The following is a 25,776-nucleotide window of genomic DNA, read 5'->3' as shown; positions in this document are numbered from 1 at the left end:
GCCGCCGCACCGGCGCGGCGCCCGGGGGTGCCGGGCGCAGCCTTGCATGGATTTTCCCTCCCGCGTATATTCATGCCACGACCAAGGAGGAAGCCATGGCTTTGCGAGTCGCCGTCGCCGGCGCGAGCGGGTACGCGGGCGGTGAGGTGCTGCGCCTGCTGCTCGGCCACCCGGAGGTGGAGATCGGGGCGCTGACCGGCGGCTCGAACGCGGGCACCAGGCTGGGCGCGCTGCAGCCGCACCTGATCCCGCTGGCCGACCGCGTGCTCGAACCCACCACCCCCGAGGTGCTGGCCGACCACGACGTGGTGTTCCTGGCGCTGCCGCACGGCCAGTCCGCCGCCGTCGCCGAAGCCCTCGGCCAGAACGTCCTGGTGGTCGACTGCGGCGCCGACTTCCGGCTCAAGGCCGCCGCCGACTGGGAGCAGTTCTACGGCTCCGCCCACGCCGGCACCTGGCCCTACGGCCTGCCCGAACTCCCCGGCCACCGCGACGCGTTGAAGGGCAGCAACCGGATCGCCGTGCCCGGCTGCTACCCGACGGCGGTCTCCCTGGCGCTGTTCCCCGCCTACGCGGCCGGCCTCGCCGAGCCGGAGGCCGTGGTGGTCGCCGCCTCCGGCACCTCCGGCGCGGGCAAGGCCGCCAAGACCCACCTGCTGGGCAGCGAGGTGATGGGCAGCGTCAGCCCGTACGGCGTCGGCGGCGTGCACCGGCACACCCCGGAGATGGTGCAGAACCTCACCCCGCTGGCCGGCGAGCCGCTGACCGTCTCCTTCACCCCCACCCTCGTCCCGATGCCGCGCGGCATCCTCGCCACCTGCTCCGCCAAGGCCAAGCCGGGCGTGAGCGCCGAGGAGCTGCGCGCCGCGTACACCGGGGCCTTCGCCGACGAGCCCTTCGTCCACCTGCTGCCCGAGGGGCAGTGGCCGCAGACCAGCAGCGTCTACGGCGCCAACACGGCCCTGGTCCAGGTCGCCCTGGACGCCACCGCCGGGCGGATCATCGCGATCAGCGCGATCGACAACCTGGTCAAGGGCACCGCCGGCGGCGCGGTGCAGAGCATGAACATCGCCCTCGGCCTGCCCGAGGAGCTGGGCCTTCCCCTGAACGGAGTCGCACCGTGACCACCCCCAACACCGGCGTGACCGCCGCCAAGGGCTTCCGGGCCGCCGGCGTGACCGCGGGCATCAAGGCCTCGGGCACCCCGGACCTCGCCCTGGTGGTCAACGACGGCCCCTCGTTCGCCGCGGCCGGCGTCTTCACCGCCAACCGGGTCAAGGCCGCGCCCGTGCTCTGGTCCCAGCAGGTCCTCAAGGGCGGCCGGGTCTCCGCCGTCGTCCTCAACTCCGGTGGCGCCAACGCCTGCACCGGCCCGGCCGGCTTCCAGGACACCCACGCCACCGCGGAGAAGGTCGCCGCCGAGCTGGACCTCAGCGCCGGCGAGGTCGCCGTCGCCTCCACCGGCCTGATCGGCGTCCGGCTGCCGATGGACGTGCTGCTGCCCGGCGTCACCCTGGCCGCCCAGGAGCTCAGCGGGACCGGTGGCGAGTCCGCCGCGATCGCCATCAAGACCACCGACACCGTGCACAAGACCGCGCAGTTCACCAGCCCGGCGGGCTGGACGGTCGGCGGCATGGCCAAGGGCGCGGGCATGCTCGCCCCGAGCCTGGCCACCATGCTGGTCGTGCTCACCACCGACGCCGACCTGGACAGCGCCGCCCTGGACGCCGCCCTGCGCGGCGCCACCCGCACCACCTTCGACCGGATCGACTCCGACGGCTGCATGTCGACCAACGACACCGTGCTGCTGCTGGCCTCCGGCGCCTCCGGCACCGCCCCGGACGCGGCCGAGTTCGCCGAGGCCGTCCGCACCGTCAGCGACGACCTGGCCCGCCAGCTGATCGGCGACGCCGAGGGCGCCAGCAAGGACATCCGGATCGACGTCACCGGTGCGGCCACCGAGGACGAGGCCGTCGAGGTCGCCCGGACGATCAGCCGCAACAACCTGCTCAAGTGCGCCATCCACGGCGAGGACCCCAACTGGGGCCGGGTGCTGTCCGCGATCGGCACCACCTCCGCCACCTTCGAGCCGGACCGGCTGGACGTGGCCATCAACGGCGTCTGGGTCTGCCAGGACGGCGGCGTCGGCGAGGACCGCGAGCTGGTGGACATGAAGGGCCGTGACGTCGTCATCACCGCGAACCTCAACGCCGGTACGGCGAGCGCCTCGCTGTGGACCAACGACCTCACTGCCGACTACGTCCACGAGAACAGCGCCTACTCCAGCTGAGCCGCGGCCCCCGCAGCTGATCCGCGACATCCTCCCCCAGCCTGCGGCCGGGGGGGACCCCCATCGACGAGGGAAACCCGTGCAGATCGCACCCAAGGGCGAACAGGCCCGCAACAACACCGCGTTGCCCAAGGCCATGACGCTGATCGAGGCGCTGCCCTGGCTGGAGCGCTTCCACGGCAAGACCATCGTGATCAAGTTCGGCGGCAACGCCATGGTTGACGAGAGCCTCAAGGCGGCCTTCGCCCAGGACGTCGTCTTCCTCCGCTACGCCGGACTGCACCCGGTCGTGGTGCACGGCGGCGGCCCGCAGATCAGCGCCCAACTGGACAAGCTGGGCCTGGAGTCCAGCTTCACCAACGGGCTGCGGGTCACCACCCCCGAGACCATGGACGTGGTCCGGATGGTGCTGGCCGGCCAGGTGCAGCGCGAACTGGTCGGCCTGCTCAACGAGCACGGTCCGTTCGCCGTCGGCATGACCGGCGAGGACGCCCACACCATGACGGCGGTCAAGCGCTACGCCGTGGTGGACGGCGAGCAGGTCGACATCGGCCTGGTCGGCGACATCGTCAACATCGAGGCCGGCGCCGTGAAGGCGCTGATCGGTGACGGCCGGATCCCGGTCATCTCCTCGATCGCCCGCGGCGCCGACGGCCACGTCTACAACATCAACGCCGACACCGCCGCCGCCGCCCTGGCGGTCGCGCTCGGCGCCGAGATGCTGGTGGTGCTGACCGACGTCGAGGGCCTGTACAAGGACTGGCCGAACTCCGACGACGTGATCAGCCAGCTCAACGCGAGCGAACTGGAGGAGCTGCTGCCGGGCCTGGCCAGCGGCATGCTCCCCAAGATGGAGGGCTGCCTGCGCGCTGTCCGCTCCGGTGTGGGCACCGCCCGAGTCCTGGACGGCCGGGTGCAGCACAGCCTGCTGCTGGAGATCTTCACCGACGAGGGCATCGGCACGATGGTCGTGCCGGACGACGAGCCGACCGTGACCGGGGGACTGGCATGACGCACAACGAGCAGCTCACCGGCCGGTGGCAGCACGCCTTCACCGACAACTACGGCACCCCCCGGATCCCGCTGGTGCGCGGCGAGGGCGTCAAGCTCTGGGACGCCGACGGCAAGGAGTACACCGACCTGCTCGGCGGCATCGCCGTCAACGCCCTCGGCACCGCCCACCCGGCCGTGGTCGAGGCGGTCAGCAGGCAGATCGCCACCCTCGGCCACGTCTCCAACCTCTTCATGGCCGAGCCGACCATCGCCCTCGCCGAGCGGCTGCTGGCGCTGGACGGCCGGGCGGGCGGCCGGGTGTTCTTCTGCAACTCCGGCGCCGAGGCCAACGAGGCCGCCTTCAAGATCAGCCGACGGACCGGCCGCACCCACCTGGTCGCCCTCCAGGGCGGCTTCCACGGCCGGACCATGGGCGCCCTCGCACTCACCGGCCAGCCCGCCAAGCAGGCACCGTTCCACCCGCTGCCCGGCGACGTCACCCACGTCCCGTTCGGCGACGTCGAGGCGCTGCGCGCGGCCGTCACCACCGGGACCGCCGCCGTCTTCCTGGAGCCGATCCAGGGCGAGAACGGCGCGATCCCGCTGCCCGACGGCTACCTGCGGGCGGCCCGCGAGATCACCCGGGCCACCGGCACCCTGCTGGTCCTGGACGAGATCCAGACCGGCATCGGCCGGACCGGCCACTGGTACGCCCACCAGGCCTGCGAGGGCGTCGAGCCGGACGTGGTCACGCTGGCCAAGGCGCTCGGCGGCGGCCTGCCGATGGGCGCGGTGCTGGCCTTCGGCCCGGCCGCCGACCTGCTCACCCCGGGCCAGCACGGCACCACCTTCGGCGGCAACCCGGTGGCCGCCGCGGCCGGGCTCGCGGTGCTGGACACCATCGAGTCCGAGGGCCTGCTGGAGCACGTCCGCAAGATCGGAGACCGGCTGCGGCACGGCGTCGAGGCGCTCGGCGACCCGCTGGTCTCGCACGTGCGCGGGGCCGGACTGCTGCTCGGCATCGTGCTGACCAGGCCGCTCGCGGCCCAGGTCCAGGCGGTCGCCCAGCAGGCGGGCTTCCTCGTCAACGCGGCCGTCCCGGACGCCGTGCGGCTGGCGCCGCCGCTGGTGCTGAGCGAGCAGGAGGCGGACGCCTTCCTCACGGCCCTGCCGGAGATCCTCCGGACGGTGCGCGAGAGCGCCCCGGCCGATGCGAGTTGACCATCGTCCGGGAGAATAATCACATGACCGATTCCCGCTCCGGCTCCGCCGCCGCCGGCCCGACGCCGCAGGTCCCGCAGACCCGCACCGCGCGCCACCGGCGGATCGTGGACCTGCTCACCCGCCAGCCCGTGCGTTCGCAGAGCCAGCTCGCCAAGCTGCTCGCCGACGACGGACTCGTGGTCACCCAGGCCACCCTCTCCCGGGACCTGGACGAGCTGGGCGCGGTCAAGATCCGCAACCGGGACGGCGCGCTGATCTACGCCGTCCCCGCCGAGGGCGGGGACCGCACCCCGCGCGCCCCGATGGGGGAGTCGGCCAGCGAGGGCCGGATGGCCCGGCTGGCCGGCGAGCTGATGGTCTCCGCCACGGCCTCCGGCAACCTGGTCGTGCTGCGCACCCCGCCGGGTGCCGCGCAGTTCCTCGCCTCGGCGATCGACCAGGCCGAGGTCTTCGAGATCATCGGCACCATCGCGGGCGACGACACCGTGCTGCTGATCAGCCGGGACCCGGCGGGCGGCCAGGCACTGGCCGACCACCTCATGCAACTCGCCCAGGCCAAGGCGCAGTAGGGCCACGGCACCCGGAACCCCGGTCGAAGGATCCCCTTCGACCGGGGTTTTGTGTTCCATACGGAGTCATGCATACTTATGCCACCCACCGCACATGTGTGAAGGAGCCACCGCGATGACCGCCCAGCAGTCCTCCGACGTCCGCCTCTGGGGCGCGCGCTTCGCCGACGGCCCGTCCGAGGCGCTGGCCAGGCTCTCCGCCTCGGTCCACTTCGACTGGCGGCTCGCCCCCTACGACATCGCCGGCTCCAAGGCCCACGCCCGGGTGCTGCACAAGGCGGGTCTGCTCTCCGACGAGGAACTGGCCGGCATGCTGGCCGGGCTCGACCGGCTGCTCGCCGACGTCGAGGCCGGGACCTTCGTCGGCACCGTCGCCGACGAGGACGTGCACACCGCCCTGGAGCGCGGCCTGCTGGAGCGCCTCGGCGCCGACCTCGGCGGCAAGCTGCGGGCCGGGCGCTCGCGCAACGACCAGATCGCCACCCTGTTCCGGATGTACCTGCGCGACCACGCCAGGATCATCGGCGGCCTGTTGCTCGACCTCCAGGACGCCCTGGTCGGCCTGGCCGAGGCGCACCCGGACACCGCGATGCCCGGCCGCACCCACCTCCAGCACGCCCAGCCGGTGCTCTTCGCCCACCACGTCCTCGCGCACGTGCAGGCCCTCGGCCGGGACGCCGAGCGGCTGCGCCAGTGGGACGCCCGCACCGCCGTCTCCCCGTACGGCTCCGGTGCGCTGGCCGGCTCCTCGCTCGGCCTCGACCCGCAGGCCGTCGCCGCCGACCTCGGTTTCGAGGGCGGCTCGGTCGGCAACTCCATCGACGGCACCGCCTCGCGCGACTTCGTCGCCGAGTTCGCCTTCGTCACCGCGATGATCGGGATCAACCTCTCCCGGATCGCGGAGGAGGTGATCATCTGGAACACCAAGGAGTTCGGCTTCATCACCCTGCACGACGCCTTCTCCACCGGCTCCTCGATCATGCCGCAGAAGAAGAACCCGGACATCGCCGAGCTCGCCCGCGGCAAGTCCGGCCGCCTGATCGGCAACCTCACCGGCCTGCTCGCCACCCTCAAGGCACTCCCGCTCGCCTACAACCGGGACCTCCAGGAGGACAAGGAGCCGGTCTTCGACTCCTGCGACACCCTGGAGGTGCTGCTGCCCGCGTTCACCGGGATGATGGCCACCCTCACCGTGCACCGGGAGCGGCTGGAGGAGCTGGCCCCGGCCGGCTTCTCGCTCGCCACCGACATCGCCGAGTGGCTGGTCAAGCAGGGCGTGCCGTTCCGGGTCGCGCACGAGGTGGCCGGAGCCTGCGTCAAGGCCTGCGAGGCCCAGGGCATCGAACTGTCCGACCTGACCGACGAGCAGTTCGCCGCGATCTCCGAGCACCTGACCCCCGAGGTCCGCACGGTGCTCAGCGTGCACGGCGCCATCGCCGCCCGCAACGGGCGCGGCGGCACCGCCCCCTCGGCCGTCGCGGTCCAGCTCGCCGAGGTGAAGGCGGACCTGGCGCGGCAGCAGGAGTGGGTCCAGGGCTGATCCCCGCGCCGGGATCGACCCCTGGAGCAGCGTGCGAGGGGCGCGGCGGTCCGACCGTCGCGCCCCTCCCGCGTGCGCGCCCCGGTCCGGGCGTAACCGGCCCCGCCCGGACCCGTCATGCACGGTGTGTGCACCCCCCTTCCGCTCGTCCCCTCCGCCGAGGACGTCTACCTCGCCGAACAGCGCCGCCGCCTGGTCCGCGAGAGCGTCGCCGCCTTGCCCGGCCGCTGTCCGGAGCTGATCGCCGCCCTCGCCGAGGATCCGCCCCCCACCTACCGGGAGCTCTCCGAGCGCCTCGGCATGCCGCGCGGTTCGATCGGCCCCACCCGGTCCCGCTGCCTGGCCTGCCTGCGCCTGCTGCTGCACGCCGAGCGCTACCCCTGACCGGAGGCCCGCCTCACCCGGGCGCCGCACGCCCGCTCCCCACCGCTCACCGCCCGTCACCGGTCGTCCGCTCCGCCTCCATCGCGGCGTGACCCTTGCCACGTCTGCCCCGCCGAAGGTTGAGGGAACCTGACACCCGGGTAGCACGCTGGCGAACGTCACTCTTGACGGTGGCGCATACGCTCGGATACTGAGCGTGAGCGCGCCACCCTCTGCGCGCCGGGCACGACGACTGGGGAGGCCCCTCCACATGGGCATGAGCGTGATCATCTCGGCCGCTGCGGCCGAGGACGCGGAGCAGATCCTCAAGCTCCAGTACCTGGGCTACCAGCCCGAGGCGGAGCTGTACGGCGACTGGGCGATCGAGCCCCTGACCCAGAGCCTGGAGAGTCTGCGCGCCGAACTGACCGAGCAGCACGTCCTGGTCGCCCGGCTGGGCGACGAGGTGGTGGGCGCCGTCCGCGGCCACGTCGACGCCGAGGGCATCGGCCGGATAGGGCGTCTGGTGGTCCACCCCCGGATGCAACGGCACGGCCTGGGCGGCCGGCTGCTGGACGCGCTGGAGCGCCGGATGGCCGAGGACGCCCGCCCGGTGACGGCCTACCGGCTGTTCACCGGCCACCGGAGCCTCGGCAACCTGCGGCTCTACGCCCGCCAGGGCTACCGGCAGACCGCCGTCGAGCAGGTGACCAGCCGGCTGAGCTTCGTACACCTGGAGAAATCCGCCGCGACGCCGCTGGCCGAGACCTCGCTGGCCGCGACCGCCTGAGCCCCGCCCGCCCCCGGCACCGACGCCGCCATCCTCGACGCCGCCACCATCCGGACGCCCCGGTGGCGGCGTCGAGTCGTATCTCCCCAGCTCCGCACGGCCCGTGTCCGCAATGCGGACAGTGCTGTCGAACAATTGGGCGCTGTACGACTCATCTGTTTTACTGGCTCACATGACTGCGACGACGAACTGGACCCCCACCGGCACGCTGCCGGCAGGTGAGCGTGCCATGTGCCGTCGAATGTGTCACTGCTGAGGGCCACCGCCCCCGGGCACCCCGTCGAGGGTGCCTCCTCCTCGCGCCCCGAAGCGAGAATCCGGCGTCGCTCCCGCCCGTGCGAGCGCGCCCTCCTCTCCGGAACCCTCCCCTCCGGCGTGCCCGCCCACCCGCGGCCGTCGATGACTCGTTAGGGCCACGCCGTCGCGCGGCCCGGTCGTTCTGCGGCCACGATCAAGGGGTGGCAGGTCCGGATCCCCCTGGCGGGGCGTCGCAGGACACCGCCGACCGCGACCCGGTCGGCCGGTGGACACCGCCGCCCGCCCCCGACCCACGGAAGCAGCTGTGATCACCACCACGGACCTGACGAAGGTCTACCGTTCCCGAGGCCGCGAGGTGACCGCCCTCGCCGGCGTCGACCTGCACGTCCGCCCGGGCGAGGTCTACGGAGTCGTCGGCACCAGCGGTGCCGGCAAGTCCACCCTCATCCGCTGCGTGAACATGCTGGAGCGCCCGTCCTCCGGCACGGTCACCGTGGACGGGGTCGACCTGACCGCGCTGTCCGGCGGGGAGAACCGGGCCGGCAAGGACCTGCGCGAGGCGCGCCGCCGGATCGGCATGGTCTTCCAGCACTTCAACCTGCTCTCCTCCCGCACGGTGCAGCAGAACGTCGAGCTCCCGCTGGAGATCATCGGCCTGGACCGCACCCAGCGCCGCCGCAAGGCCGCCGAGCTGCTCGACCTGGTCGGCCTCGGCGACAAGGCCCGCAGCTACCCCCACCAGCTCTCCGGCGGCCAGAAGCAGCGGGTGGGCATCGCCCGCGCCCTGGCCGGCGACCCCAAGGTGCTGCTCTCCGACGAGGCCACCTCGGCCCTCGACCCGGAGACCACCCGCTCGATCCTCAAGCTGCTGCGCGACCTCAACCAGCAGCTGGGGCTGACGGTCCTGCTGATCACCCACGAGATGGACGTCATCAAGTCCGTCTGCGACTCCGCCGCCCTGATGCGCGGCGGCCGGGTGGTGGAGTCCGGCGAGCTGACCGACCTGCTGGCGAAGCCCGGCTCCGAGCTGGCCCGCGAGCTGTTCCCGCTGAGCGAGTTCGGCACCGGCCACCCCGGTACGACCGTGCTGGAGATCACCTTCCAGGGCGACGCCCCGGCGCAGCCGTTCGTCTCCCAGCTGGCCCGCACCTACCAGATCGACATCAACATCCTCGGTGCCGCCGTGGAGACGATCGCGGGCCGGATGGTCGGCCGGATGCGGGTCGAGCTGCCCGGCGGCCACCAGGACAACGTGGTGCCGATCGGCTACCTGCGCGAGCAGGGCCTGCAAGTGGCCCTGCTCGATTCGGACGGCAACGGCGCGGCGAACGGAGCGGTGGCATGAGCGGCCTGAGCTGGAACCAGATGCAGGACCTGATGTGGCCCGCCACCCAGGAGACCTTCCAGATGGTCGGTGTCGCGACCCTCTGCACGGTCGTGCTCGGCCTGCCGCTCGGGGTGCTGCTGGTGCTCACCTCCAAGGGCGGCGCGCTGCAGAACCAGCCGGTGAACAAGGTGCTCGGCGCCGTCGTGAACCTGGCCCGTTCGCTGCCGTTCATCATCCTGATGATCGCGCTGATCTCCTTCACCCGGTGGCTGACCGGCAACTCCCTCGGCTGGCAGGCGGCGACCGTGCCGTTGACGGTCGGTGCCATCCCCTTCTTCGCCCGGCTGGTGGAGACCAACGTCCGAGAGGTCGACCGCGGCCTGATCGAGGCGGTGCAGGCGATGGGCGGCAGCACCTGGACGCTGGTGCGCAAGACGCTCGTCCCCGAGGCGCTGCCCGGCATCGTGGCCTCCGTCACCACCACCGTGATCGCGCTGATCGGCTACTCCGCGATGGCCGGCACGGTCGGCGGCGGCGGCCTCGGCGACCTCGCCTACCGCTACGGCTACCTGCGCTTCGAGACCACCTTCATGTGGATCATCGTGGCCGAGATCGCGATCATCGTCACGGTGATCCAGCTGGCCGGCGACTACGCCGTGCGCCGGCTCGGCGACCGGGGCCGCGGCGGCGGACGCACCCGCCTGCTCCGCCCGCGGGCCACCGCCCCCGACGAGGACCTCGTCGCCTCCTAGACCTCCCTCGTCCGACCTCCGGACGCGGCTCCCCGCATCACGCAGAAAGGCACTTTTCGTGCGCAACGTTCTGAAGCTCACCAGCGTCCTCGCCACCGCCGGCCTCGCCCTGTCGCTGGCCGCCTGCGGCAGCTCCGGCTCCTCCTCCTCCTCGGACCCGAACGCGCCGTTGAAGGTCGTGGCCAGCCCGACCCCGCACGCGCAGATCCTCAAGTTCGTGCAGGACAACCTCGCGGCCAAGGCGGGCCTCAAGCTCGACATCAAGGAGGTCACCGACTACGTGACCCCCAACACGGCGGTGCAGGACGGTTCGGCCGACGTCAACTACTTCCAGCACGTCCCGTACCTGGACGACTTCAACAAGAAGAACGGCACGGACATCGTCCCGGTCGAGCCGGTCCACCTGGAGCCGCTCGGGGTCTACTCCAAGAAGGTCAAGTCGATCGGCGACCTGCCGTCCGGCGCCACCATCGGCCTGCCGAACGACGCCACCAACGAGGGCCGGGCGCTCAAGCTGCTCGCCGACAACAAGCTGATCACCCTCAAGGACGGCGCCGGCACCGCCGCCACCCCGGCGGACGTCACGGCCAACCCGAAGAACTTCAAGTGGAAGGAGCTGGAGGCGGCCCAGCTGCCCCGCTCCATCGCCGACCTCGACGCCGCCGTGATCAACGGCAACTACGCGCTCGACTCGGGCCTCAAGCCGGCCACCGACGCGCTGGTGCTGGAGAAGGCCGAGGGCAACCCGTACGCCAACATCATCGCCGTCAAGAAGGGCAAGGAGAACGACCCGCGGGTGAAGAAGCTGGCCGAGCTGCTGCACTCCGACGAGGTGAAGAAGTACATCAACGACACGTTCCAGGGTTCGGTCATCCCGGCCTTCTGAACGACCTGATCGTCGTACGGTCATACCTTGTGACGAACGACCGGGCCCCCGCCGCACCTCGGCAGGGGCCCGGTCGGGCAGTATGCACCAGGGACACCACGGCGGACCGGGTTCTGACGTACCGTCGTGCGCGCGGCGCACCGCATGGCAACCGGGGCGCGACGGAGGCGTACGGTGTTGTGTTCACGACCCGGCGAGGAGAGACGGCATGGCAGCGAGCTTCCCCGAGACCGCCATCAGCACCGAACGGCTGCTGCTGCGGCCCCTTGCGGAGGACGATGCCCCGGGGCTGGCCACCATGATGGCCGACGACCTCGTGCTCGCCTGGACCGATCTCCCGCACCCCTTCACCGAGGAGTACGCGAGCGAGCTCGCCCGCACCCTCGCCCCCGCCCACCGCGCCCACGGCCGCGGCATCGTCTTCGCCGTCACCGAGCACCTCACCCAGCGCCTGGTCGGCCTGGTCGAACTGCGCAACACCGACTGGCGGCTGCGCAGCACCGAGATCTCCTACGTCACGGCCGCCTGGGCCCGCGGCGAGGGCTACGCCCCGGAGGCCGTCCTCGGCGTCGCCCAGTGGCTGTTCGAGGACCGCGGCTTCCTGCGCCTGGAACTGCGCACCGCCGCCGGGAACACCGCCGCCCAGCAGGTGGCCCAGAAGATCGGTGGCATCAGCGAGGGCGTGCTGCGCAGCGCCTGGATAGTCCGCGGCGAGTCCGGGGAGGTCGTCGCGGAGAGCCGCAGCGACCTGATCCTGTGGAGCCTCCTCCCGGAGGACCTGGAGTCGCCCGAACTGCACCGCGACGGCTGGCACGGCGACCACCGCTACGTGCTGCGCGACTGATCCACCGCGCCCGTCCCCGCTGGTCACCCCCGTGGCGCGGACATGTGTGCGAGTTGTCGACCTCAGGGGGACCGTACCCGGTAGCCTCTCCACCGGCGCCGCACAGCCGGCGCGACGAGCCGCGCAACGAGTCGCGCAACGAGTCGAGGGAGAACGGCCGCAGATGGCTGACCGGATCACGGTCATCGGGTGGGACGGCACACCGCTGACCGAGGCCGCCGGCGCGGCCCTCGCCGCGGCGACCCTGGTCGCCGGGGCCTCCTACCAACTGGACGCCCTCCCGGTGCCGGAGGACGCCGAGCGGATCGCCCTCGGCAACATCCAGCAGGCCGCCCGCACGATCGCCGAGCACCGCGGCGCCGCCGTCGTGGTCGCCGAGGGCGACCCGGGCTTCTTCGGCGTGGTGCGCACCCTGCGCCGCCCCGAGTTCGGCCTCGAACTCGAGGTCCTGCCCGCCGTCTCCTCCGTCGCCACCGCCTTCGCCCGGGCCGGCATGCCCTGGGAGGACGCCCAGGTGGTCAGCGCCCATGGCGGCCGGCTGCGCCGCGCCGCCAACATCTGCCGCGCCCACCCCAAGGTCGCCGTGCTCACCGCCCCGGGCGCCGGTCCGGGCGAACTCGCCCTGATGCTGCGCGGGGTGCACCGGACCTTCGTGGTCTGCGAGGCCCTCGGCACCCCGGAGGAGGACGTCACCGTCCTCACCTCCGACCGGATCGCCGACCACGTCTGGCGGGACCCCAACGTGGTGCTGGTGATCGGCGGCGCCGCCCAGGCCGGCGCGGTCGGCGAGGCGGCCGGCTGGCTGGCCGGGCGCCCCCTGGGCTACCCCGGCGCGGAACGCGGCTGGGCGCTCCCCGGCGACGCCTACGCGGGCGCCGGGCGCACGGAGGGCGAGCCGGGCGCGTCGGAGGCACTGCCCGCGCACGTGCGCGCCCTGGTGCTGGCCCGTCTGGGTGCACGTCCCGGCGACCTGGTCTGGTCGGTCGGCGCGGGCAACGGCGCCCTCGCGGTGGAGGCGGCCCGGTTCGGCGCCGCCGTGGTCGCGGTCGAGGCCTCCCGCTCGGCCTGCGCCCGGCTCACCGTCAACGCCCGCCGGTACGGGGTCGAGGTGGAGACGGTGTACGGGCAGGGGCCCGAGGTGCTGGGCGGACTGCCGGAGCCCGACGCGGCGGTGGTGGAGTCCGGCGATCTGGCGGTGGTGCGCGCGGTGCTGGCCCGCAAGCCGGAGCGCTTCGTGGCGCTGGCCCGGACCTTCGCCGAGGCAGAGGAGGTCCACCGGGCCATCGTCGGGGCCGGATACCGGGCGGACGGCGCGCTGCTGCAGTCGACCCCGCTGCGGGCCGGTGAGGAGGGCGGCGCACTGGAGCTCGGGGCGGGCGTGGGCGGCGCACTGCTGCTCTGGGGTGAGCAGATCGTGTGAAGGCCTCGGGTGCGGGCCGGGGCGCCGGACGCACCGCGCGGTGATCCAGGTCGCATCCGGACACCGATTCGAGAGGTCACCGCGCCGGGCCGGTAGTGTGGCGTCCCAGGCGGCTCCAGCCGCCGACGACCCACCCGATTCGGTCGGTTTGTCACCTTTTTGACGTGGTGCAATCCGGTTCCGCTCGGAGTGTGGGCAATTCGACGGGCCGCGTGCCGGACCTGGAGAATGCCGTAGGGTCCGGTGCGGTCGTGCCGGTTGCTCCGGGTTGTCGTTGATTCAGATGGTGCACCGCCGTCACCGGCGGTGCCCGGGCCGGGGTGCCGCAGCGCGCCGGAAGGACTTGGGCCGCAGCGCCACGGCGCGGCGGCCACGTGTGGTTGAGGGGCGGGTCGGTGCAGGCCCGGCCCGTGCGGATGGGCGCTGCGGTCGGTGGATCGCGTCGCCAAGGGGCGCGGCAGCGGCCTGGAAGGAGCTTTGACAATGACCGATGGCGGCCACGTCCCGGGCGAGGGACTGCCGGAGCACCTGCACGCCGGGCCCGACCCGCTCGGCGGACCGGAGGGCGTCGCGGGCGTTGCACCTCTGCAGGGCGTCGCGACCGACGGCGGCGTGATCCCCAACCCGGCGGCGCCGCTCGGCGGCCTGCCGGGCGCGGTGCCCCCCGGCGCGGGCGTGATCCCGCCGCAGGGCCAGCCGAACTTCACCGTCCCCGGCGTGCCGGCCCCGGCCGCCCCGGGCGACGGCTGGGCCGTCGACCAGGGCGCCCAGCGCCCGGCCTTCCACTTCGTCGACCAGCCGGACGGGCTGGACGACGAGGACGACGTCCTGCTGATGCCCGGCCCGCAGGGCTCCTGGGGCGCCGAGCAGGCGCCGTTCGCGCAGCCGGACGGCACCCCGGTCGAGCCCTCCTGGCCGCCGGTCGACCCGCCGGTGCTCGGCGGCGAGCAGTTCCAGCAGCAGCCGTCGCAGGCCGGCCAGGCGCAGCCGTACCCGCAGCAGCCGATGACGCAGGCTCAGCCGCCGCGCCGCCCGCTGCACGCCGGCCCGCCCATCCCGGACCCCTCGCTGATGACCGGCCAGGTGCCGGTCCGTTCGCTGGCCGACCGCGGCCCGTCGCAGGGCGGCACGCCCGCGCACGGCATCCCGGTCGTCGGCCGGCCGCCGATGGGCGAGCCCGTCGTGCAGGCCCCGGGCGTCGTGCCGCAGGCCGCCCCGGTGGCGCCCGCCGCGCCGGTGCCGCCGGTTCCCTCCACGGTCGAGGGCGGGCCGGAGGTTCACCAGGTCGCCCAGGCCCAGGGCTACCAGCAGGTACCGCTGGGCTCGCCGCCGGTCGAGGGCCTGATGGCGGTCGAGACGATCGGTGCGATCGAGGTGGTCGAGGTCGTCGGGACCCCGGACGCCGTCCCGGCCGCGCCGCTCGCCGAGGGCGTCCCGGCCCAGCCGGCCGACGAGGCCGCCCAGCAGGACCGGGCCGTCGTGGCCGAGCCGGCCGAACCGGTCGCGGCCGAGACGGTCGGCCGGCCGGCCGCCGAGGCGGTCGTGGTGGAGAGCCCCGCGGTCGAGACCGTGCTCGTCGACGCCCCCGTCGTGGAGGCCGCCGCCGTGGCGACCGCCGCGGTCGAGGGTGCCGCCGCCGAGGTCGTGGCCGTCGAAGGCGTGGAGGGTACCGGCGAGGCCGCCGCACCCGTCGAGCCGTCCGAGGCCGCCGCCCCGGCCGGTCAGCCGCGCCGGATCTCCGCCTTCCTCGCCGCGCCGACCCCGCACGGCCTGCCCAAGGTCGAGGCGGCCCAGCAGGCCCCGGCGGCCGTCGAGGCGGCCCAGCAGCAGGCCGTCCCCATAGCGGCCGCCGACGCGCCGCAGGCCGCCGAGCAGGCCCAGGCCGTCGAGGCGGTCCAGGAGGCCGGACAGCCCGCCGAGGCCGTGCAGGCGGTCGTCGCGGAACCGGTGGCCGAGACCGCCGCCGGTACGGGGGAGATGCCCTCCGGTCAGGTCGTCGCCGAGGCCGCCGAGCAGGAGCCCGCCGCGGCGCCGGCCCAGGCCGAGGCCGCCGCTGCCGAGGCCGTCGCCGTCGAGGCTGCCGGTGTCGAGCCGGTCGCCGAGCAGCCGCAGCACTCGGAGCAGGGCGAGCAGCCGCAGCCGCAGCCGGAGGCCGTCCCGGCCGAGCCGGTCGCGGAGACCCCGGCCGAGCCGGTCCCCGGGCAGCCGGAGCAGACCGGGCAGCCGGCCGCCGAGCAGGCCACCGCCGAGCAGCCCGCCGAGGCGGAGGCCGCGCCGCCCGTGGAGGCCGCCGCCGCCGGGGCCGAGCAGCAGCCCGCCACCGCGCAGGTCGCCGAGGCCGCCGAACAGCCGGTCGGCGAGGTCACCGAGGCCGTCGAGGTCGCCGAGGCCGTCGAGGTCGCCGAGGTCGCCGAGCAGCCCGCCGAGGTCCCGGCCGCCGAGCAGCCGCAGCCGCAGCCGGAGCAGGCCGAGCAGCCCGGGGCCGACCAGCCGCAGGCCGAGCCCGTCGCCGTGGCCGCCGGACCGGAGGCCGCCCAGGAGGAGGCCCCCGCCGCCGAGCAGCCGCAGCCCGAAGCCCTGGTCACCGAGGCCCCGGTCAGCGAAGCCCCGGTCACCGAGGAGCCGCAGCCCGAGGCCCCGGCCGCCGCCGAGCAGCCGCAGGCCGAGCAGCCCACCGACCAGCAGCAGCCCGAGGCGGCCGTCGAGCCGACCGACGCCCCGGCCGCCGAGGACGAGCAGCCCGCCGAACCCGCCGAGCCCCGCGGCCCCGCCGCCCCCGGCTACGACGAGGCCGGCCGCGACGCCGTCCACCAGGTGATCCGCGAGCGTCGCGACATCCGCAACGGCTTCCGCCCCGACCCGATCCCGCACGAGGTGCTGATCCGCGTCCTGGAGGCGGCCCACACCGCGCCCAGCGTCGGCTACTCCCAGCCCTGGGACTTCGTGGTCATCCGGTCGGCGAAGACCCGCCGGAAGATGCACGCCCTGGCCGAGCGCCAGCGCGAGGCGTACGCGGACTCGCTGCCGAAGGGCCGGGCCAAGCAGTTCCGGGAGATCAAGATCGAGGCCATCCTCGACACCCCGGTGAACATCGTGGTCACCGCCGACCGCACCCGCGGCGGCCGGCACACCCTGGGCCGGCACACCCAGCCGCAGATGGCCCCGTACTCGGCCGCGCTGGCCGTGGAGAACCTCTGGCTGGCCGCCCGCGCCGAGGGCCTGGGCGTCGGCTGGGTGAGCTTCTTCGACGACGAGGAGCTGGTCCGCGAGCTCGGCCTGCCCGAGCACCTGGAGGTCGTCGCCTACCTGTGCGTCGGCTTCGTCGACGAGTTCCCGGACGAGCCGGAGCTGGAGCAGCAGGGCTGGGCCAAGAAGCGCCCGCTCGCCTGGGTGGTCCACGAGGAGCAGTACGGCAACCGCGCGCTGCCCGGCGAGGAGCCGCAGAACCTGCTCGCCGACACCCTGCGCGGAATCCGCCCGCTGGACGCCAAGGCGCTCGGCGAGGCCTGGGACCGCCAGAAGCGGATGACCAAGCCGGCCGGCTCGCTCGGCATGCTGGAGATCATCTCGGCCCAGCTGTGCGGCCTCTCCCGCAAGTGCCCGCCGCCGATCCCGGAGCCCGCCTGCGTGGCGATCTTCGCGGGCGACCACGGCGTGCACGCCCAGGGCGTCAGCCCGTGGCCGCAGGAGGTGACCGCCCAGATGGTCGGCAACTTCCTGGCCGGGGGAGCGGTGATCAACTCCTTCGCCAAGCAGATCGGCACCGAGGTCTGCGTGGTGGACGTCGGCGTCGCCGCCGAACTGCCGCAGGCCGTCCAGCAGGGCCGGGCCACCGGCCTGCTGCCGCGCAAGGTCAAGCCCGGCACCGACGACATGACCCAGGGCCCGGCGATGAGCCGCGAGGAGGCCCTCCAGGCCATCGAGGTCGGCATCGAGACCGCCCGCGACCTGGTCGCGGCGGGCAACAAGGCGCTGGTCACCGGCGACATGGGCATCGCCAACACCACCGCCTCGGCCGCCCTGATCTCGGTGTTCACCGGACTCGACCCGGCCGAGGTCACCGGCCGCGGCACCGGCATCGACGACGAGACCCACGCCCGCAAGATCGAGGTCATCCGCGCCGCGCTGGCCCTCCACCAGCCCGACCCGAACGATCCGATCGGCGTCCTCGCCGCCGTCGGCGGCCTGGAGCACGCGGCCATCGCCGGCTTCCTGCTGGGCGCCGCCTCGTTGCGCACCCCGGTGGTGCTGGACGGCGTGATCGCCGGTTCGGCCGCGCTGGTCGCCAAGGCGATCGCCCCCGAGGTGCTGGCCGCCTGCATCGCCGGCCACCGCTCCGCCGAGCCCGGCCACCAGGCCGCGCTGGCGAAGCTCGGCCTGCGTCCGCTGATCGACCTGGACCTGCGGCTCGGCGAGGGCACCGGTGCCCTGCTGGCGCTGCCGCTGGTGCAGAGTGCGGCCCGCGCGATGCACGATGTAGCCACCTTCGACTCCGCCGGGGTCACCGAGAAGGCCTGACGCACCACCTCACCGCTCCGCGGACCGGCCCGAGGGCGCGCCGGCCCGCGGAGCGGCGTATCTCCGTCCTTCCCCACAACCTCATCCCGATCAGGAGCACCGCCGATGAGCGCGCCCACCCCGCACCCCAGCACCGAGGGCCGGACCCCCTACCCGGTGGGCCTGCTGCTGGCCGGCCGTCGCGTCGTCGTGGTCGGCGGCGGACAGGTCGCGCAGCGGCGGCTGCCCGCCCTGATCGCCTCCGGCGCCGACCTGCACCTGATATCCCCGGCCACCACCCCGGCCGTCCAGGCCATGGCCGACGCGGGTGAGCTGACCTGGCACGCCCGCCCGTACGCGGACGGCGACCTGGCCGGTGCCTGGTACGTCCTGGTGGCCACCGACGACCCGGCGGTCAACACGGCGGTCAGCGCCGAGGCCGAGCGCGAGCGGGTGTTCTGCTCCCGCAGCGACGACGCCTCCGCCGCCTCCGCCTGGACCCCGGCCAGCGGCCGCGACGGCGGCGCCACCGTCGCGGTGCTCACCGGTGACCCGCGCCACTCCGCCGCCCTGCGCGACGCCGTGGTCGGCGGCCTGCGGGACGGCTCGCTGGCCGCCCGCTCGTACCGCACCCGCGGCGCCGGCGTCGCCCTGGTCGGCGGCGGCCCGGGGGACCCGGACCTGATCACCGTGCGCGGCCGCCGCCTGCTCGCCGACGCCGACGTGGTGGTCGCCGACCGCCTCGCCCCGCGCGAACTGCTCGCCGAGCTGCCCGAGCACGTCGAGGTGATCGACGCCGCCAAGATCCCCTACGGGCGCCAGATGGCCCAGGAGGCGATCAACCAGGCGCTGATCGACCACGCCAAGGCCGGGAAGTTCGTGGTCCGCCTCAAGGGCGGCGACCCGTACGTCTTCGGCCGTGGCGGCGAGGAGCTGCTGGCCTGCGCCGAGGCCGGCATCCCGGTCACCGTGGTGCCCGGCATCTCCAGCTCGATCAGCGTCCCGGAGTCGGCCGGCATCCCGGTCACCCACCGCGGCCTGACCCAGGAGTTCACCGTGGTCTCCGGCCACGTCGGCCCGGACGACCCGCGCTCGGTCACCAACTGGACGGCCGTCGCCGGCATGAGCGGCACCCTGGTGCTGCTGATGGCCGTGGACAAGATCGGCGCGATCGCCGCCAAGCTGGTCGAGCACGGCCGCCCGGCCGACACCCCGGTCGCGATCGTCCAGGAGGGCACCACCGCCGCCCAGCGCCGGGTGGACGCCACCCTGGCCACGGTCGCCGCCGTGGTCGAGGCCGAGGGCGTCAAGCCCCCGGCGGTCATCGTGGTCGGCGACGTGGTCAACGTCCTGGCCGCCGCCTTCCAGCGGTAACGAGCCCACGGAGTGGGAAGTCGGTCCGTCCGACTTCCTACTCCAACGGCTGCTCCGTCCAGATGACCTTCCCGGTCGCCGTGTAGCGCGTCCCCCAGCGGTCCGCGAACTGCGCCACCAGGAACAGCCCGCGCCCGCCCTCGTCCTCGGTCGCCGCGTACCGCAGGTGCGGCGAAGTGCTGCTGCCGTCCGACACCTCGCAGATCAGCGAGCGGTCGCGGAGCAGCCGCACCCGGATCGGCCCGGAGCCGTACCGGATCGCGTTGGTCACCAGCTCGCTCAGGATCAGCTCGGTGACGAACGCCGGCTCCTCCAGCCCCCAGTCCGCCAGCCGCCGGGCCACCTGCGCCCGGACCACCCTCACCGCCGCCGGGTCGGCGGGCACGTCCCACTGGGCGACCCGGTCCGGCGCCAGCACCCTGGTCTCCGCCACCAGCAGCGCGATGTCGTCCTGCGGGTGCGCCGGCAGCATCGCCCCGAGCACGTCCGCACAGGTCTGCTCGGGCGTCCGCGACGGCCCGCTCAGCGTCGTCCGCAGCAGCTCCAGGCCCTCGTCGATGTCCCGCTCGCGGTCCTCCACCAGCCCGTCCGTGTACAGCACCAGCCGACTGCCCTCGGCCAGCTCCAGCTCGACCGTCTCGAACGGCAGCACCGCCAGTCCCAGCGGCGGCCCGGTCGGCAGCTCCGGATAGCTCACCCGGCCCTGCGGGTCCACCACGGCCGGCGGCGGGTGCCCGGCACCGGCCAGGGTGCAGCGCCGCGACACCGGGTCGTAGATCGCGTACAGGCAGGTCGCCCCGGTCAGACCGGCGCTCCCGGCGTCGCCCGCCTCCTCCTGGTCGATCCGGTTCACCAGTTCGTCCAGGTGGCCCAGCAACTCGTCCGGCGGCAGGTCCAGCGTCGAGAAGTTGTGGATCGCCGTGCGCAGCCGCCCCATCGTCGCCGCCGCGTGCAGCCCGTGCCCGACCACGTCGCCGACCACCAGCGCCACCCGCGCGCCCGGCAGCGGGATCACGTCGAACCAGTCCCCGCCCACCCCGGCCTGGGCCGGCAGGTAGCGGTGCGCCACCTCCAGCGCGTTCTGCTCCGGCAGGCTCCGCGGCAGCAGGCTGTGCTGCAGGGTCACCGCCATCGCGTGCTCCCGGGTGTAGCGGCGGGCGTTGTCGATGCACACCGCCGCGTGCGCCACCAGCTCCTCGGCCAGCGTCAGGTCCTCCGGCTCGAACGGCTCGGCCCGGTCCGCCCGCCAGAACCGGGCCACCCCCAGCAGCACCCCGCGCGCCCGCAGCGGCACCCGCACCAGCGAGTGCACCCCGTACGCCAGCACCCGCGCCGAGCGCTCCGGGTCCTGCTCCCGCCAGTCCCGCGCCTCGGCCAGCCGCGGTTCCAGCCCGGGCGCGCCGCTGTGCAGCGCCCCGGCCAGCGGGGTGGCCGGCACCACCTCCAGGACCGTCCCCACCGGGTGGAACGGCGCGTCGTCCCTGATCCCGGCGAGCGCGGTACGGCGCATCCGGCCCAGCGCACCGACCGGCGGCGGTTCCTCGCCCGCCAGCACCTGCTCGGCCAGGTCCACCGTGACGAAGTCCGCGAACCGCGGCACCGCGACCTGCGCCAGCTCCTCCGCCGTCCGGGTCACGTCCAGCGAACTGCCCACCGTCACCCCGGCGTCGTACAGCAGCCGCAGCCGCCGCTGCGCGCCCTCGGCCCGGCCGGTCAGCGCCATCAGCTCGGTGGAGTCGCGCAGCGTGGCGACGCAGCCGGGCGGGCCGCCGTCCCGGTCGGTCAGCCGGACGTTCACCGCGAGCAGCCGCTCCCCGGCCAGCACCACTTCGTCGCTCACCGGCCGGTCGTCGGTCAGCAGCTCCAGCGGCGCGGGCTCCAGGCCCAGCTCGGTCACCGGGCGGCCCTCGGCGTCCGGCGGCAGGTCCAGCAGCCGGCGCGCCTCGTCGTTGCAGAGCAACAGCCGCCCGTCCCCGCCGACGATCATCACGCCCTCGCGCACCGCGTGCAGCACCGCCGCGTGGTGCTCGTACATCCGGGTCATCTCGACCGGGCCCAGCCCGTGGGTCTGCCGCCGCAGCCGCCGGCTGATCAACGCCGTCCCCAGGGTGGCCAGCCCTATCGCGCCCGCCGCCGCCCCCAGCACCAGCGGCAGCTGGCGCTCGCTCGCGGTGGACACGTGGCTCAGCGTGACCCCCGCCGAGACCAGCCCGACCACCGCACCGTCCGGCGCGTACACCGGGACGACCGCCTGCACCAGCGGCCCCAGCGTGCCGGTGAGGTGCTGGGTCACCACCTGGCCGTGCAGCGCCGGCTCGTACGTGCCGATGAACTTCTGGCCGATCCGGGCCGGATTGGGGTGGGTGTAGCGGATGCCCTGGTTGTTCAGCACCACGATGAAGTCCACGCCCGAGGAGATCCGCGCGGACTGCGCCTTCGGCTGGAGGATCGCGGTCGGATCGGGGGAGCGCAGCGCGTCCACCATGCCCGGTGAGTTGGCGAAGGCCTGGGCGACCGCCACGGACCGGTTGCTCGCTTCGTGGTCGGCGTCGTTGTGCGACTGCACCACCAGCGCCACTGCGGCCCCCGCCACCAGCAGCAGCACGATCAGGATCTGCAGCGCGAACACCTGCCCGGCCACCGACCAGCGCCGGGCCGGTCTCGACCGCGTCGCGCGTGGCAGCTCTAGCCGACCGTGTGGGCGCCCACCGGGGGAGCCGGCGTCGCCGGTGGCACCAGAGGCCGACGGAGCCCAGGATCGGCCCGGAATTCGGGCCATACCGTCATATTTGCACTCCGAGTAGCCCACGACCACCCCGTCACCTCCGCCGTTTGGCCTTCCCCGCCCCGGCTTGGCAGGATCACAGGGTGTCCGAACCCAGCACCATCACCGACCCGGCCGACCCGCGCCTCGCCGACTACACCGGCCTGACCGACGTCGAACTGCGCCGTCGCCGCGAACCCGCCGAGGGCCTGTTCATCGCCGAGGGGGAGAAGGTCATCCGCCGCGCCCTCGCGGCCGGCTACCGGATGCGGTCGATGCTGCTCACCGCCAAGTGGCTCGACGTGATGGCCGACGTCATCGCCGAGGCCGACGCCCCGGTCCACGTCGTCGAACCCGGCCTGGCCGAAGCGGTCACCGGCTACCACGTGCACCGCGGCGCCCTCGCCTCGATGGAGCGCAAGCCCCTCCCGGACGCCGCCGACCTGCTCACCGGCGCCCGCCGGGTCGCCGTGCTCGAAGGCCTGGTCGACCACACCAACCTCGGCGCCATCTTCCGCAGCGCCGCCGCCCTCGGCATGGACGCCGTCCTGCTCTCACCCGACTGCGCCGACCCGCTGTACCGCCGCGCGGTCAAGGTCTCCATGGGCGCCGTCTTCGCGGTTCCGTACGCCCGCCTCGACCCGTGGCCGGCCGCCCTCGACACCGTCCGCGAGGCCGGGTTCACCCTCCTCGCCCTCACCCCCGCCGACACCGCCGTCGACCTCGCCACCCTCGCCCCCCACACCCTCCCCAGGACCGCCCTCCTCCTCGGCGCCGAAGGCGACGGCCTCACCCCCCGCGCCATCGCCGCCGCCCACCACCCGGTCCGCATCCCCATGGCCCACGGCATCGACTCCCTCAACGTCGGCGCGGCCGCCGCCGTGGCCTTCTACGCCGTCACCACCCCCTGACCCCCGGCGCCACCAGAGGTTGCCCCGCCCGACTTCCGGTGCTCGACCTCGACGTGCCCGCCGTCTGTGCCGCGCCGTCCACCTCGTGCCGCTGGCACAGGGCGAGGCGCCAGAGGTCGGCCGGGCCGACTTCTGGTGCCGGCCGGCCGACTCAGCCCGTCGGGGCGGTGGGCGGGGCCGGGGCGGCGGCCGGGGGAGGGGTGGTGAGGCCGGTGCCGCCGGAGGCGCCGGCGCCGGGCCAGGACTCGTCGAGGGTGCCGTCGGCCCGTGCGGTGTAGCGGGTGGAGATGATCGCGCCGGTGGCGGCCACGCGTTCCTCGCGGACGACGGCGCTGCCGTCCAGGCGCCAGGTGGCGGTGGCCTGCGGGTCGGCGGTGGAGGTGCGGGAGGTGGTGGCCACGGGGGAGTCCCCGGCGAAGGTGTAGAGCTGGACGAGGTCGACCGGTGCCGATCCCTCCACTCGCCGCAGCACCACGACCGCGGCCGGCTGCCCCTTGTACCGGGCGGGCAGGACCGCGCTCAGCGCGACCTGCGGCCCGCCGCCGACCGAGCGTCCGTCCTTCAAGGTGACGGCGGGCCCGCCGGCCCCGTCGGGGTAGCTGCGGTTGGGCCAGTCCACCACGGGCCCGGGCCCCTGCGCGGGCGCCAACGCACTGTCCGCGGTGCCGCGCGCGGCGGCCGGGAGCGGGGTCGCCGAGGCCTGCGGCGCGACGTCCACGGAAGTCCCGGGCACGGCCAGTTCGCCGCCACGCCCGCCACCGCCACCGGTGCCGGCCGTCGCACTCTGCCCGACCACCGGCCGCGCCCCCTGGTTGCTCCGGTTCTCGCAGCCCTGTGCCGCCGCGATGGCCAGCGCGACGCCGATGGTGACGGTGACGAAGACGACCAGTCGCTGCCGCAGCAACCGCTGCCGCGCCGTGCCGGGCCGTCCGCCGGGTGCGGGGGTGTGCTGCCGGTCCCGGGGGCGGGGCCGGGCCGGCGGCGGGGTCTGCGAGCGGTCCCGTAGCTGGCGGGTGACGGGCGTGGCCTCGGGCCGGGGGAGCGGGGCACCGTGCGGGCGCCGCGCGGAGCCCGCGGGCGCCTGTCCGCCCGGCCGGCCCGCACCGGCCCGGGCCCGCGCGGCCGGTGCCGCGGGTTCGGGGGAGCGCCCGGGGCCGGGTACGCCCTGCCGCCCGTCCTCCTGCTGGGGGGGCTGAGGGGCCTGCGGCGCCCGTGTCGCACCGGCGGGTGCGGCGGCGGCCGTGCCCCGTCTGACCGCGCGCCCGCCGGGGGTGGTCGTGCCGCGGGCCGCCAGTTCGCTGAGCCGCTCGTGCAGGGCGGCCGCGCCGGGCCGTTCGGCGGGTTCCTTGGCGAGGCAGGCCCGGATGAGCGGGGCGAGCTGCGGGGGGACGTCCGACAGGTCGGGTTCCTCGTGGACGACCCGGTAGAGCATCACTTCGGAGGACGCCCCGGAGCCGAACGGGGTGTCCCCGGTGAGCGCGTACGCGAGGGTGGCGCCGAAGGCGAAGACGTCGGTGGCCGGGGTGACGGCGACGCCGCGGACCTGTTCGGGGGCGAGGAAGCCGGGGGAGCCGACGGCGGTGCCGACGTGGGTGAGGGTGCTGGCGCCGCGCGACCAGGCGATGCCGAAGTCGATGATCCGGGGGCCGCGCGGGGAGAGCAGGATGTTGGAGGGCTTGAGGTCGCGGTGGACGACCCCGGCCTCGTGCACCTTGACCAGCCCGTCGGCCAGGGCGGCGCCGATCCGGGCGGCTTCGGGCCAGCTCAGCGGCCCTTCGTCGCCGACCCGCTTGTAGAGGGAGGGGCCGGGGACGTAGGCGGTGGCCAGCCAGGGGCGGTCGGCCTCGATGTCGGAGCCGACGACCCGGGCGGTGCAGCCGCCCCGGATCCTGGAGGCGGCGGCGATCTCGCGGGCGAAGCGGGTGCGGAACTCCTGGTCCTCGGCGAGTTCGGCGCGGATGAGCTTGAGGGCGACGCGCTGGCCGCGGCGGTCGGAGCCGAGGTAGACCACGCCCATGCCGCCGGCTCCCAGTCGCCGGTGCAGGCGGTACGGCCCGACGATGCGGGGGTCCTCACGCCTCAGCCGCATCATCGCCATGTCTCGTTCCCCGTCAGCCCGTGGGTGAGGCCCCGTCGGTTGGGGCATCGTCAGTTCCTGTCCGGCACAGCTTACGGACTGCCTGCTGCGGTGTGCTGATACGCAACACCTCAAGCCGCCGTGCGATTGTCCGATCTTGAGCTGAGCAGCAGGTCACAGGGGTGCCGAATCGTTTCTCGGGGTTGCCCCTCAGGGTTCCCCCGGGGGCGGTGCGAGACCTTCCTCCCCCTCCGGTAGTACGCCTCGAGTCTGAGCGTCATCCTCCGGGATGCCCGAGGAACAGTACGACGGCATGACGCCCGGAAGGCCCTCCGGCCAATAGCGTTGTGTCCAGCGGTGGACGGGGAGCTCGTCCCCCGAGGTAAGCCGTCCACCGCGCCAACTCGACCGGATCAGGAGCAGGGCCATGGCATCGCAGCAGACGGGAACCACCCGCCGGCGTCGACCGCCCTTCATCCAGCCCCAGTCCGCCGAGCGGCCCACCCGGCACCCCGCCGTCGCGCTGGCCATGGCCCTGCCGTGCGCCGTGCTGCTGGTGATGCTGTTCGGGGGGTGGGAGCAGATGGCGAACCAGGCCGAGGCCCTGGCCGATCTGATCGGCCGCTGAGGGAGACGGCGTCGCCGGCGAGGCCGGCAGGAAAACACCAGAACGGGCACTGTTCCCCTGGGGACGGGGAGCAGTGCCGCCGGGGAGGCCGCAGGCCGCGATGACACGCGGACGGGCGAGAGCGGTCCGCAGAGCACCCCGGCAGGCGGAGACGCCGCGTACGGACGTCGGTGAGGGCGACCGTACGCGGCTCTTCTCCGCCCACTTCCCCGGACACAAAAGGCCGAGGCCGCGACCCTGACGGATCGCGGCCTCGGCCGTTACTGTGC

Annotated in this window: 18 protein-coding genes and 1 pseudogene; 17 read left to right on the top strand and 2 right to left on the bottom strand. The window is 74.3% G+C overall.

Annotated features, from left to right (window positions below):
* Window positions 1-95 precede the first annotated feature (95 nt).
* The 15 genes from argC (at window position 96) to cobA (ending at window position 19,127) form a co-directional block, all read left to right on the top strand.
* Window positions 96-1,124 (top strand): N-acetyl-gamma-glutamyl-phosphate reductase, encoded by a 1,029-nt coding sequence (argC, locus tag ACZ58X_RS16040; protein ID WP_470334242.1) that lies wholly within the window; start codon window positions 96-98, stop codon window positions 1,122-1,124.
* A gap of 17 nt (window positions 1,125-1,141) precedes the next feature.
* Window positions 1,142-2,290 carry a bifunctional glutamate N-acetyltransferase/amino-acid acetyltransferase ArgJ gene (gene argJ / locus ACZ58X_RS16035; protein WP_470334346.1) on the top strand — a complete coding sequence of 383 codons (1,149 nt, stop codon included), beginning with the start codon at window positions 1,142-1,144 and terminating at the stop codon, window positions 2,288-2,290.
* A gap of 136 nt (window positions 2,291-2,426) precedes the next feature.
* Complete coding sequence (gene argB / locus ACZ58X_RS16030; RefSeq protein WP_470334345.1) at window positions 2,427-3,302, top strand: acetylglutamate kinase; 876 nt, start codon at window positions 2,427-2,429, stop codon at window positions 3,300-3,302.
* Window positions 3,299-4,504 (top strand): acetylornithine transaminase, encoded by a 1,206-nt coding sequence (locus ACZ58X_RS16025; RefSeq protein WP_470334241.1) that lies wholly within the window; start codon window positions 3,299-3,301, stop codon window positions 4,502-4,504. The genes argB and ACZ58X_RS16025 overlap by 4 nt, the downstream gene beginning before the upstream one ends.
* 23 nt (window positions 4,505-4,527) lie before the next feature.
* A complete protein-coding gene (locus tag ACZ58X_RS16020) occupies window positions 4,528-5,076 on the top strand; it encodes an arginine repressor (protein ID WP_470334240.1) in 549 nt (182 codons plus the stop codon).
* Window positions 5,077-5,191: 115 nt separating this feature from the next.
* Window positions 5,192-6,616 carry an argininosuccinate lyase gene (gene argH / locus ACZ58X_RS16015; protein ID WP_470334239.1) on the top strand — a complete coding sequence of 475 codons (1,425 nt, stop codon included), beginning with the start codon at window positions 5,192-5,194 and terminating at the stop codon, window positions 6,614-6,616.
* A gap of 126 nt (window positions 6,617-6,742) precedes the next feature.
* Entirely contained in the window at window positions 6,743-7,000 is a 258-nt protein-coding gene (locus ACZ58X_RS16010; protein ID WP_470334238.1) for a sigma-70 RNA polymerase sigma factor region 4 domain-containing protein, read from the top strand.
* A gap of 250 nt (window positions 7,001-7,250) precedes the next feature.
* Window positions 7,251-7,769: a GNAT family N-acetyltransferase gene (locus ACZ58X_RS16005; RefSeq protein ID WP_470334237.1), complete on the top strand. Its 519-nt coding sequence runs from the start codon at window positions 7,251-7,253 to the stop codon at window positions 7,767-7,769.
* 562 nt (window positions 7,770-8,331) lie between these two features.
* Complete coding sequence (locus ACZ58X_RS16000; protein WP_470334236.1) at window positions 8,332-9,372, top strand: methionine ABC transporter ATP-binding protein; 1,041 nt, start codon at window positions 8,332-8,334, stop codon at window positions 9,370-9,372.
* A gap of 5 nt (window positions 9,373-9,377) precedes the next feature.
* Window positions 9,378-10,106 (top strand): methionine ABC transporter permease, encoded by a 729-nt coding sequence (locus ACZ58X_RS15995; protein ID WP_470334344.1) that lies wholly within the window; start codon window positions 9,378-9,380, stop codon window positions 10,104-10,106.
* Between the two features lie 58 nt (window positions 10,107-10,164).
* Window positions 10,165-10,992, top strand: coding sequence for a MetQ/NlpA family ABC transporter substrate-binding protein (locus ACZ58X_RS15990; RefSeq protein ID WP_470334235.1), 828 nt, complete (start codon window positions 10,165-10,167; stop codon window positions 10,990-10,992).
* A 208-nt stretch (window positions 10,993-11,200) separates the two neighbouring features.
* Complete coding sequence (locus ACZ58X_RS15985) at window positions 11,201-11,836, top strand: GNAT family N-acetyltransferase (RefSeq protein WP_470334234.1); 636 nt, start codon at window positions 11,201-11,203, stop codon at window positions 11,834-11,836.
* Between the two features lie 163 nt (window positions 11,837-11,999).
* Window positions 12,000-13,256 (top strand): precorrin-6y C5,15-methyltransferase (decarboxylating) subunit CbiE, encoded by a 1,257-nt coding sequence (gene cbiE / locus ACZ58X_RS15980; protein ID WP_470334233.1) that lies wholly within the window; start codon window positions 12,000-12,002, stop codon window positions 13,254-13,256.
* A 483-nt stretch (window positions 13,257-13,739) separates the two neighbouring features.
* Window positions 13,740-17,774, top strand: a complete 4,035-nt coding sequence (gene cobT / locus ACZ58X_RS15975; protein ID WP_470334232.1) for a nicotinate-nucleotide--dimethylbenzimidazole phosphoribosyltransferase — start codon at window positions 13,740-13,742, stop codon at window positions 17,772-17,774.
* 105 nt (window positions 17,775-17,879) lie between these two features.
* Entirely contained in the window at window positions 17,880-19,127 is a 1,248-nt protein-coding gene (cobA, locus tag ACZ58X_RS15970) for a uroporphyrinogen-III C-methyltransferase (protein ID WP_470334231.1), read from the top strand.
* A gap of 37 nt (window positions 19,128-19,164) precedes the next feature.
* Here cobA and ACZ58X_RS15965 read toward each other — a convergent pair whose 3' ends face one another.
* Window positions 19,165-21,906, bottom strand: a complete 2,742-nt coding sequence (locus ACZ58X_RS15965) for a SpoIIE family protein phosphatase (RefSeq protein WP_470334230.1) — start codon at window positions 21,904-21,906, stop codon at window positions 19,165-19,167.
* A gap of 89 nt (window positions 21,907-21,995) precedes the next feature.
* Here ACZ58X_RS15965 and ACZ58X_RS15960 point away from each other — a divergent pair, with 89 nt between their 5' ends.
* On the top strand, window positions 21,996-22,802 hold the full coding sequence (locus tag ACZ58X_RS15960) for a TrmH family RNA methyltransferase (protein ID WP_360230163.1): 807 nt from the start codon (window positions 21,996-21,998) through the stop codon (window positions 22,800-22,802).
* 823 nt (window positions 22,803-23,625) lie between these two features.
* Here ACZ58X_RS15960 and ACZ58X_RS15955 read toward each other — a convergent pair.
* A pseudogene (locus ACZ58X_RS15955) lies at window positions 23,626-24,900 on the bottom strand (serine/threonine-protein kinase); the annotation flags it as partial.
* A 406-nt stretch (window positions 24,901-25,306) separates the two neighbouring features.
* Between ACZ58X_RS15955 and ACZ58X_RS15950 the strand changes: the two are divergent.
* Window positions 25,307-25,507: a hypothetical protein gene (locus tag ACZ58X_RS15950; protein ID WP_360230161.1), complete on the top strand. Its 201-nt coding sequence runs from the start codon at window positions 25,307-25,309 to the stop codon at window positions 25,505-25,507.
* The last annotated feature ends 269 nt before the right edge of the window (window positions 25,508-25,776 follow it).

Source organism: Kitasatospora sp. NPDC040550 (genome assembly GCF_055594965.1).
Note: the sequence above shows the minus strand (reverse complement) of the source record. Positions and strands in the feature narration are given on the sequence as shown.

What these genes read in the sequence shown, in the direction of transcription:
- argC (WP_470334242.1), top strand. Translation starts at nt 96, where the DNA reads ATGGCTTTGCGAGTCGCCGTCGCCGGCGCGAGCGGGTACGCGGGCGGT.
- argB (WP_470334345.1), top strand. Translation starts at nt 2,427, where the DNA reads ATGACGCTGATCGAGGCGCTGCCCTGGCTGGAGCGCTTCCACGGCAAG.
- ACZ58X_RS16025 (WP_470334241.1), top strand. Translation starts at nt 3,299, where the DNA reads ATGACGCACAACGAGCAGCTCACCGGCCGGTGGCAGCACGCCTTCACC.
- ACZ58X_RS16020 (WP_470334240.1), top strand. Translation starts at nt 4,528, where the DNA reads ATGACCGATTCCCGCTCCGGCTCCGCCGCCGCCGGCCCGACGCCGCAG.
- argH (WP_470334239.1), top strand. Translation starts at nt 5,192, where the DNA reads ATGACCGCCCAGCAGTCCTCCGACGTCCGCCTCTGGGGCGCGCGCTTC.
- ACZ58X_RS16005 (WP_470334237.1), top strand. Translation starts at nt 7,251, where the DNA reads ATGGGCATGAGCGTGATCATCTCGGCCGCTGCGGCCGAGGACGCGGAG.
- ACZ58X_RS15985 (WP_470334234.1), top strand. Translation starts at nt 11,201, where the DNA reads ATGGCAGCGAGCTTCCCCGAGACCGCCATCAGCACCGAACGGCTGCTG.
- cbiE (WP_470334233.1), top strand. Translation starts at nt 12,000, where the DNA reads ATGGCTGACCGGATCACGGTCATCGGGTGGGACGGCACACCGCTGACC.
- cobT (WP_470334232.1), top strand. Translation starts at nt 13,740, where the DNA reads ATGACCGATGGCGGCCACGTCCCGGGCGAGGGACTGCCGGAGCACCTG.
- cobA (WP_470334231.1), top strand. Translation starts at nt 17,880, where the DNA reads ATGAGCGCGCCCACCCCGCACCCCAGCACCGAGGGCCGGACCCCCTAC.
- ACZ58X_RS15965 (WP_470334230.1), bottom strand. Translation starts at nt 21,906, where the DNA reads ATGGCCCGAATTCCGGGCCGATCCTGGGCTCCGTCGGCCTCTGGTGCC.
- ACZ58X_RS15950 (WP_360230161.1), top strand. Translation starts at nt 25,307, where the DNA reads ATGGCATCGCAGCAGACGGGAACCACCCGCCGGCGTCGACCGCCCTTC.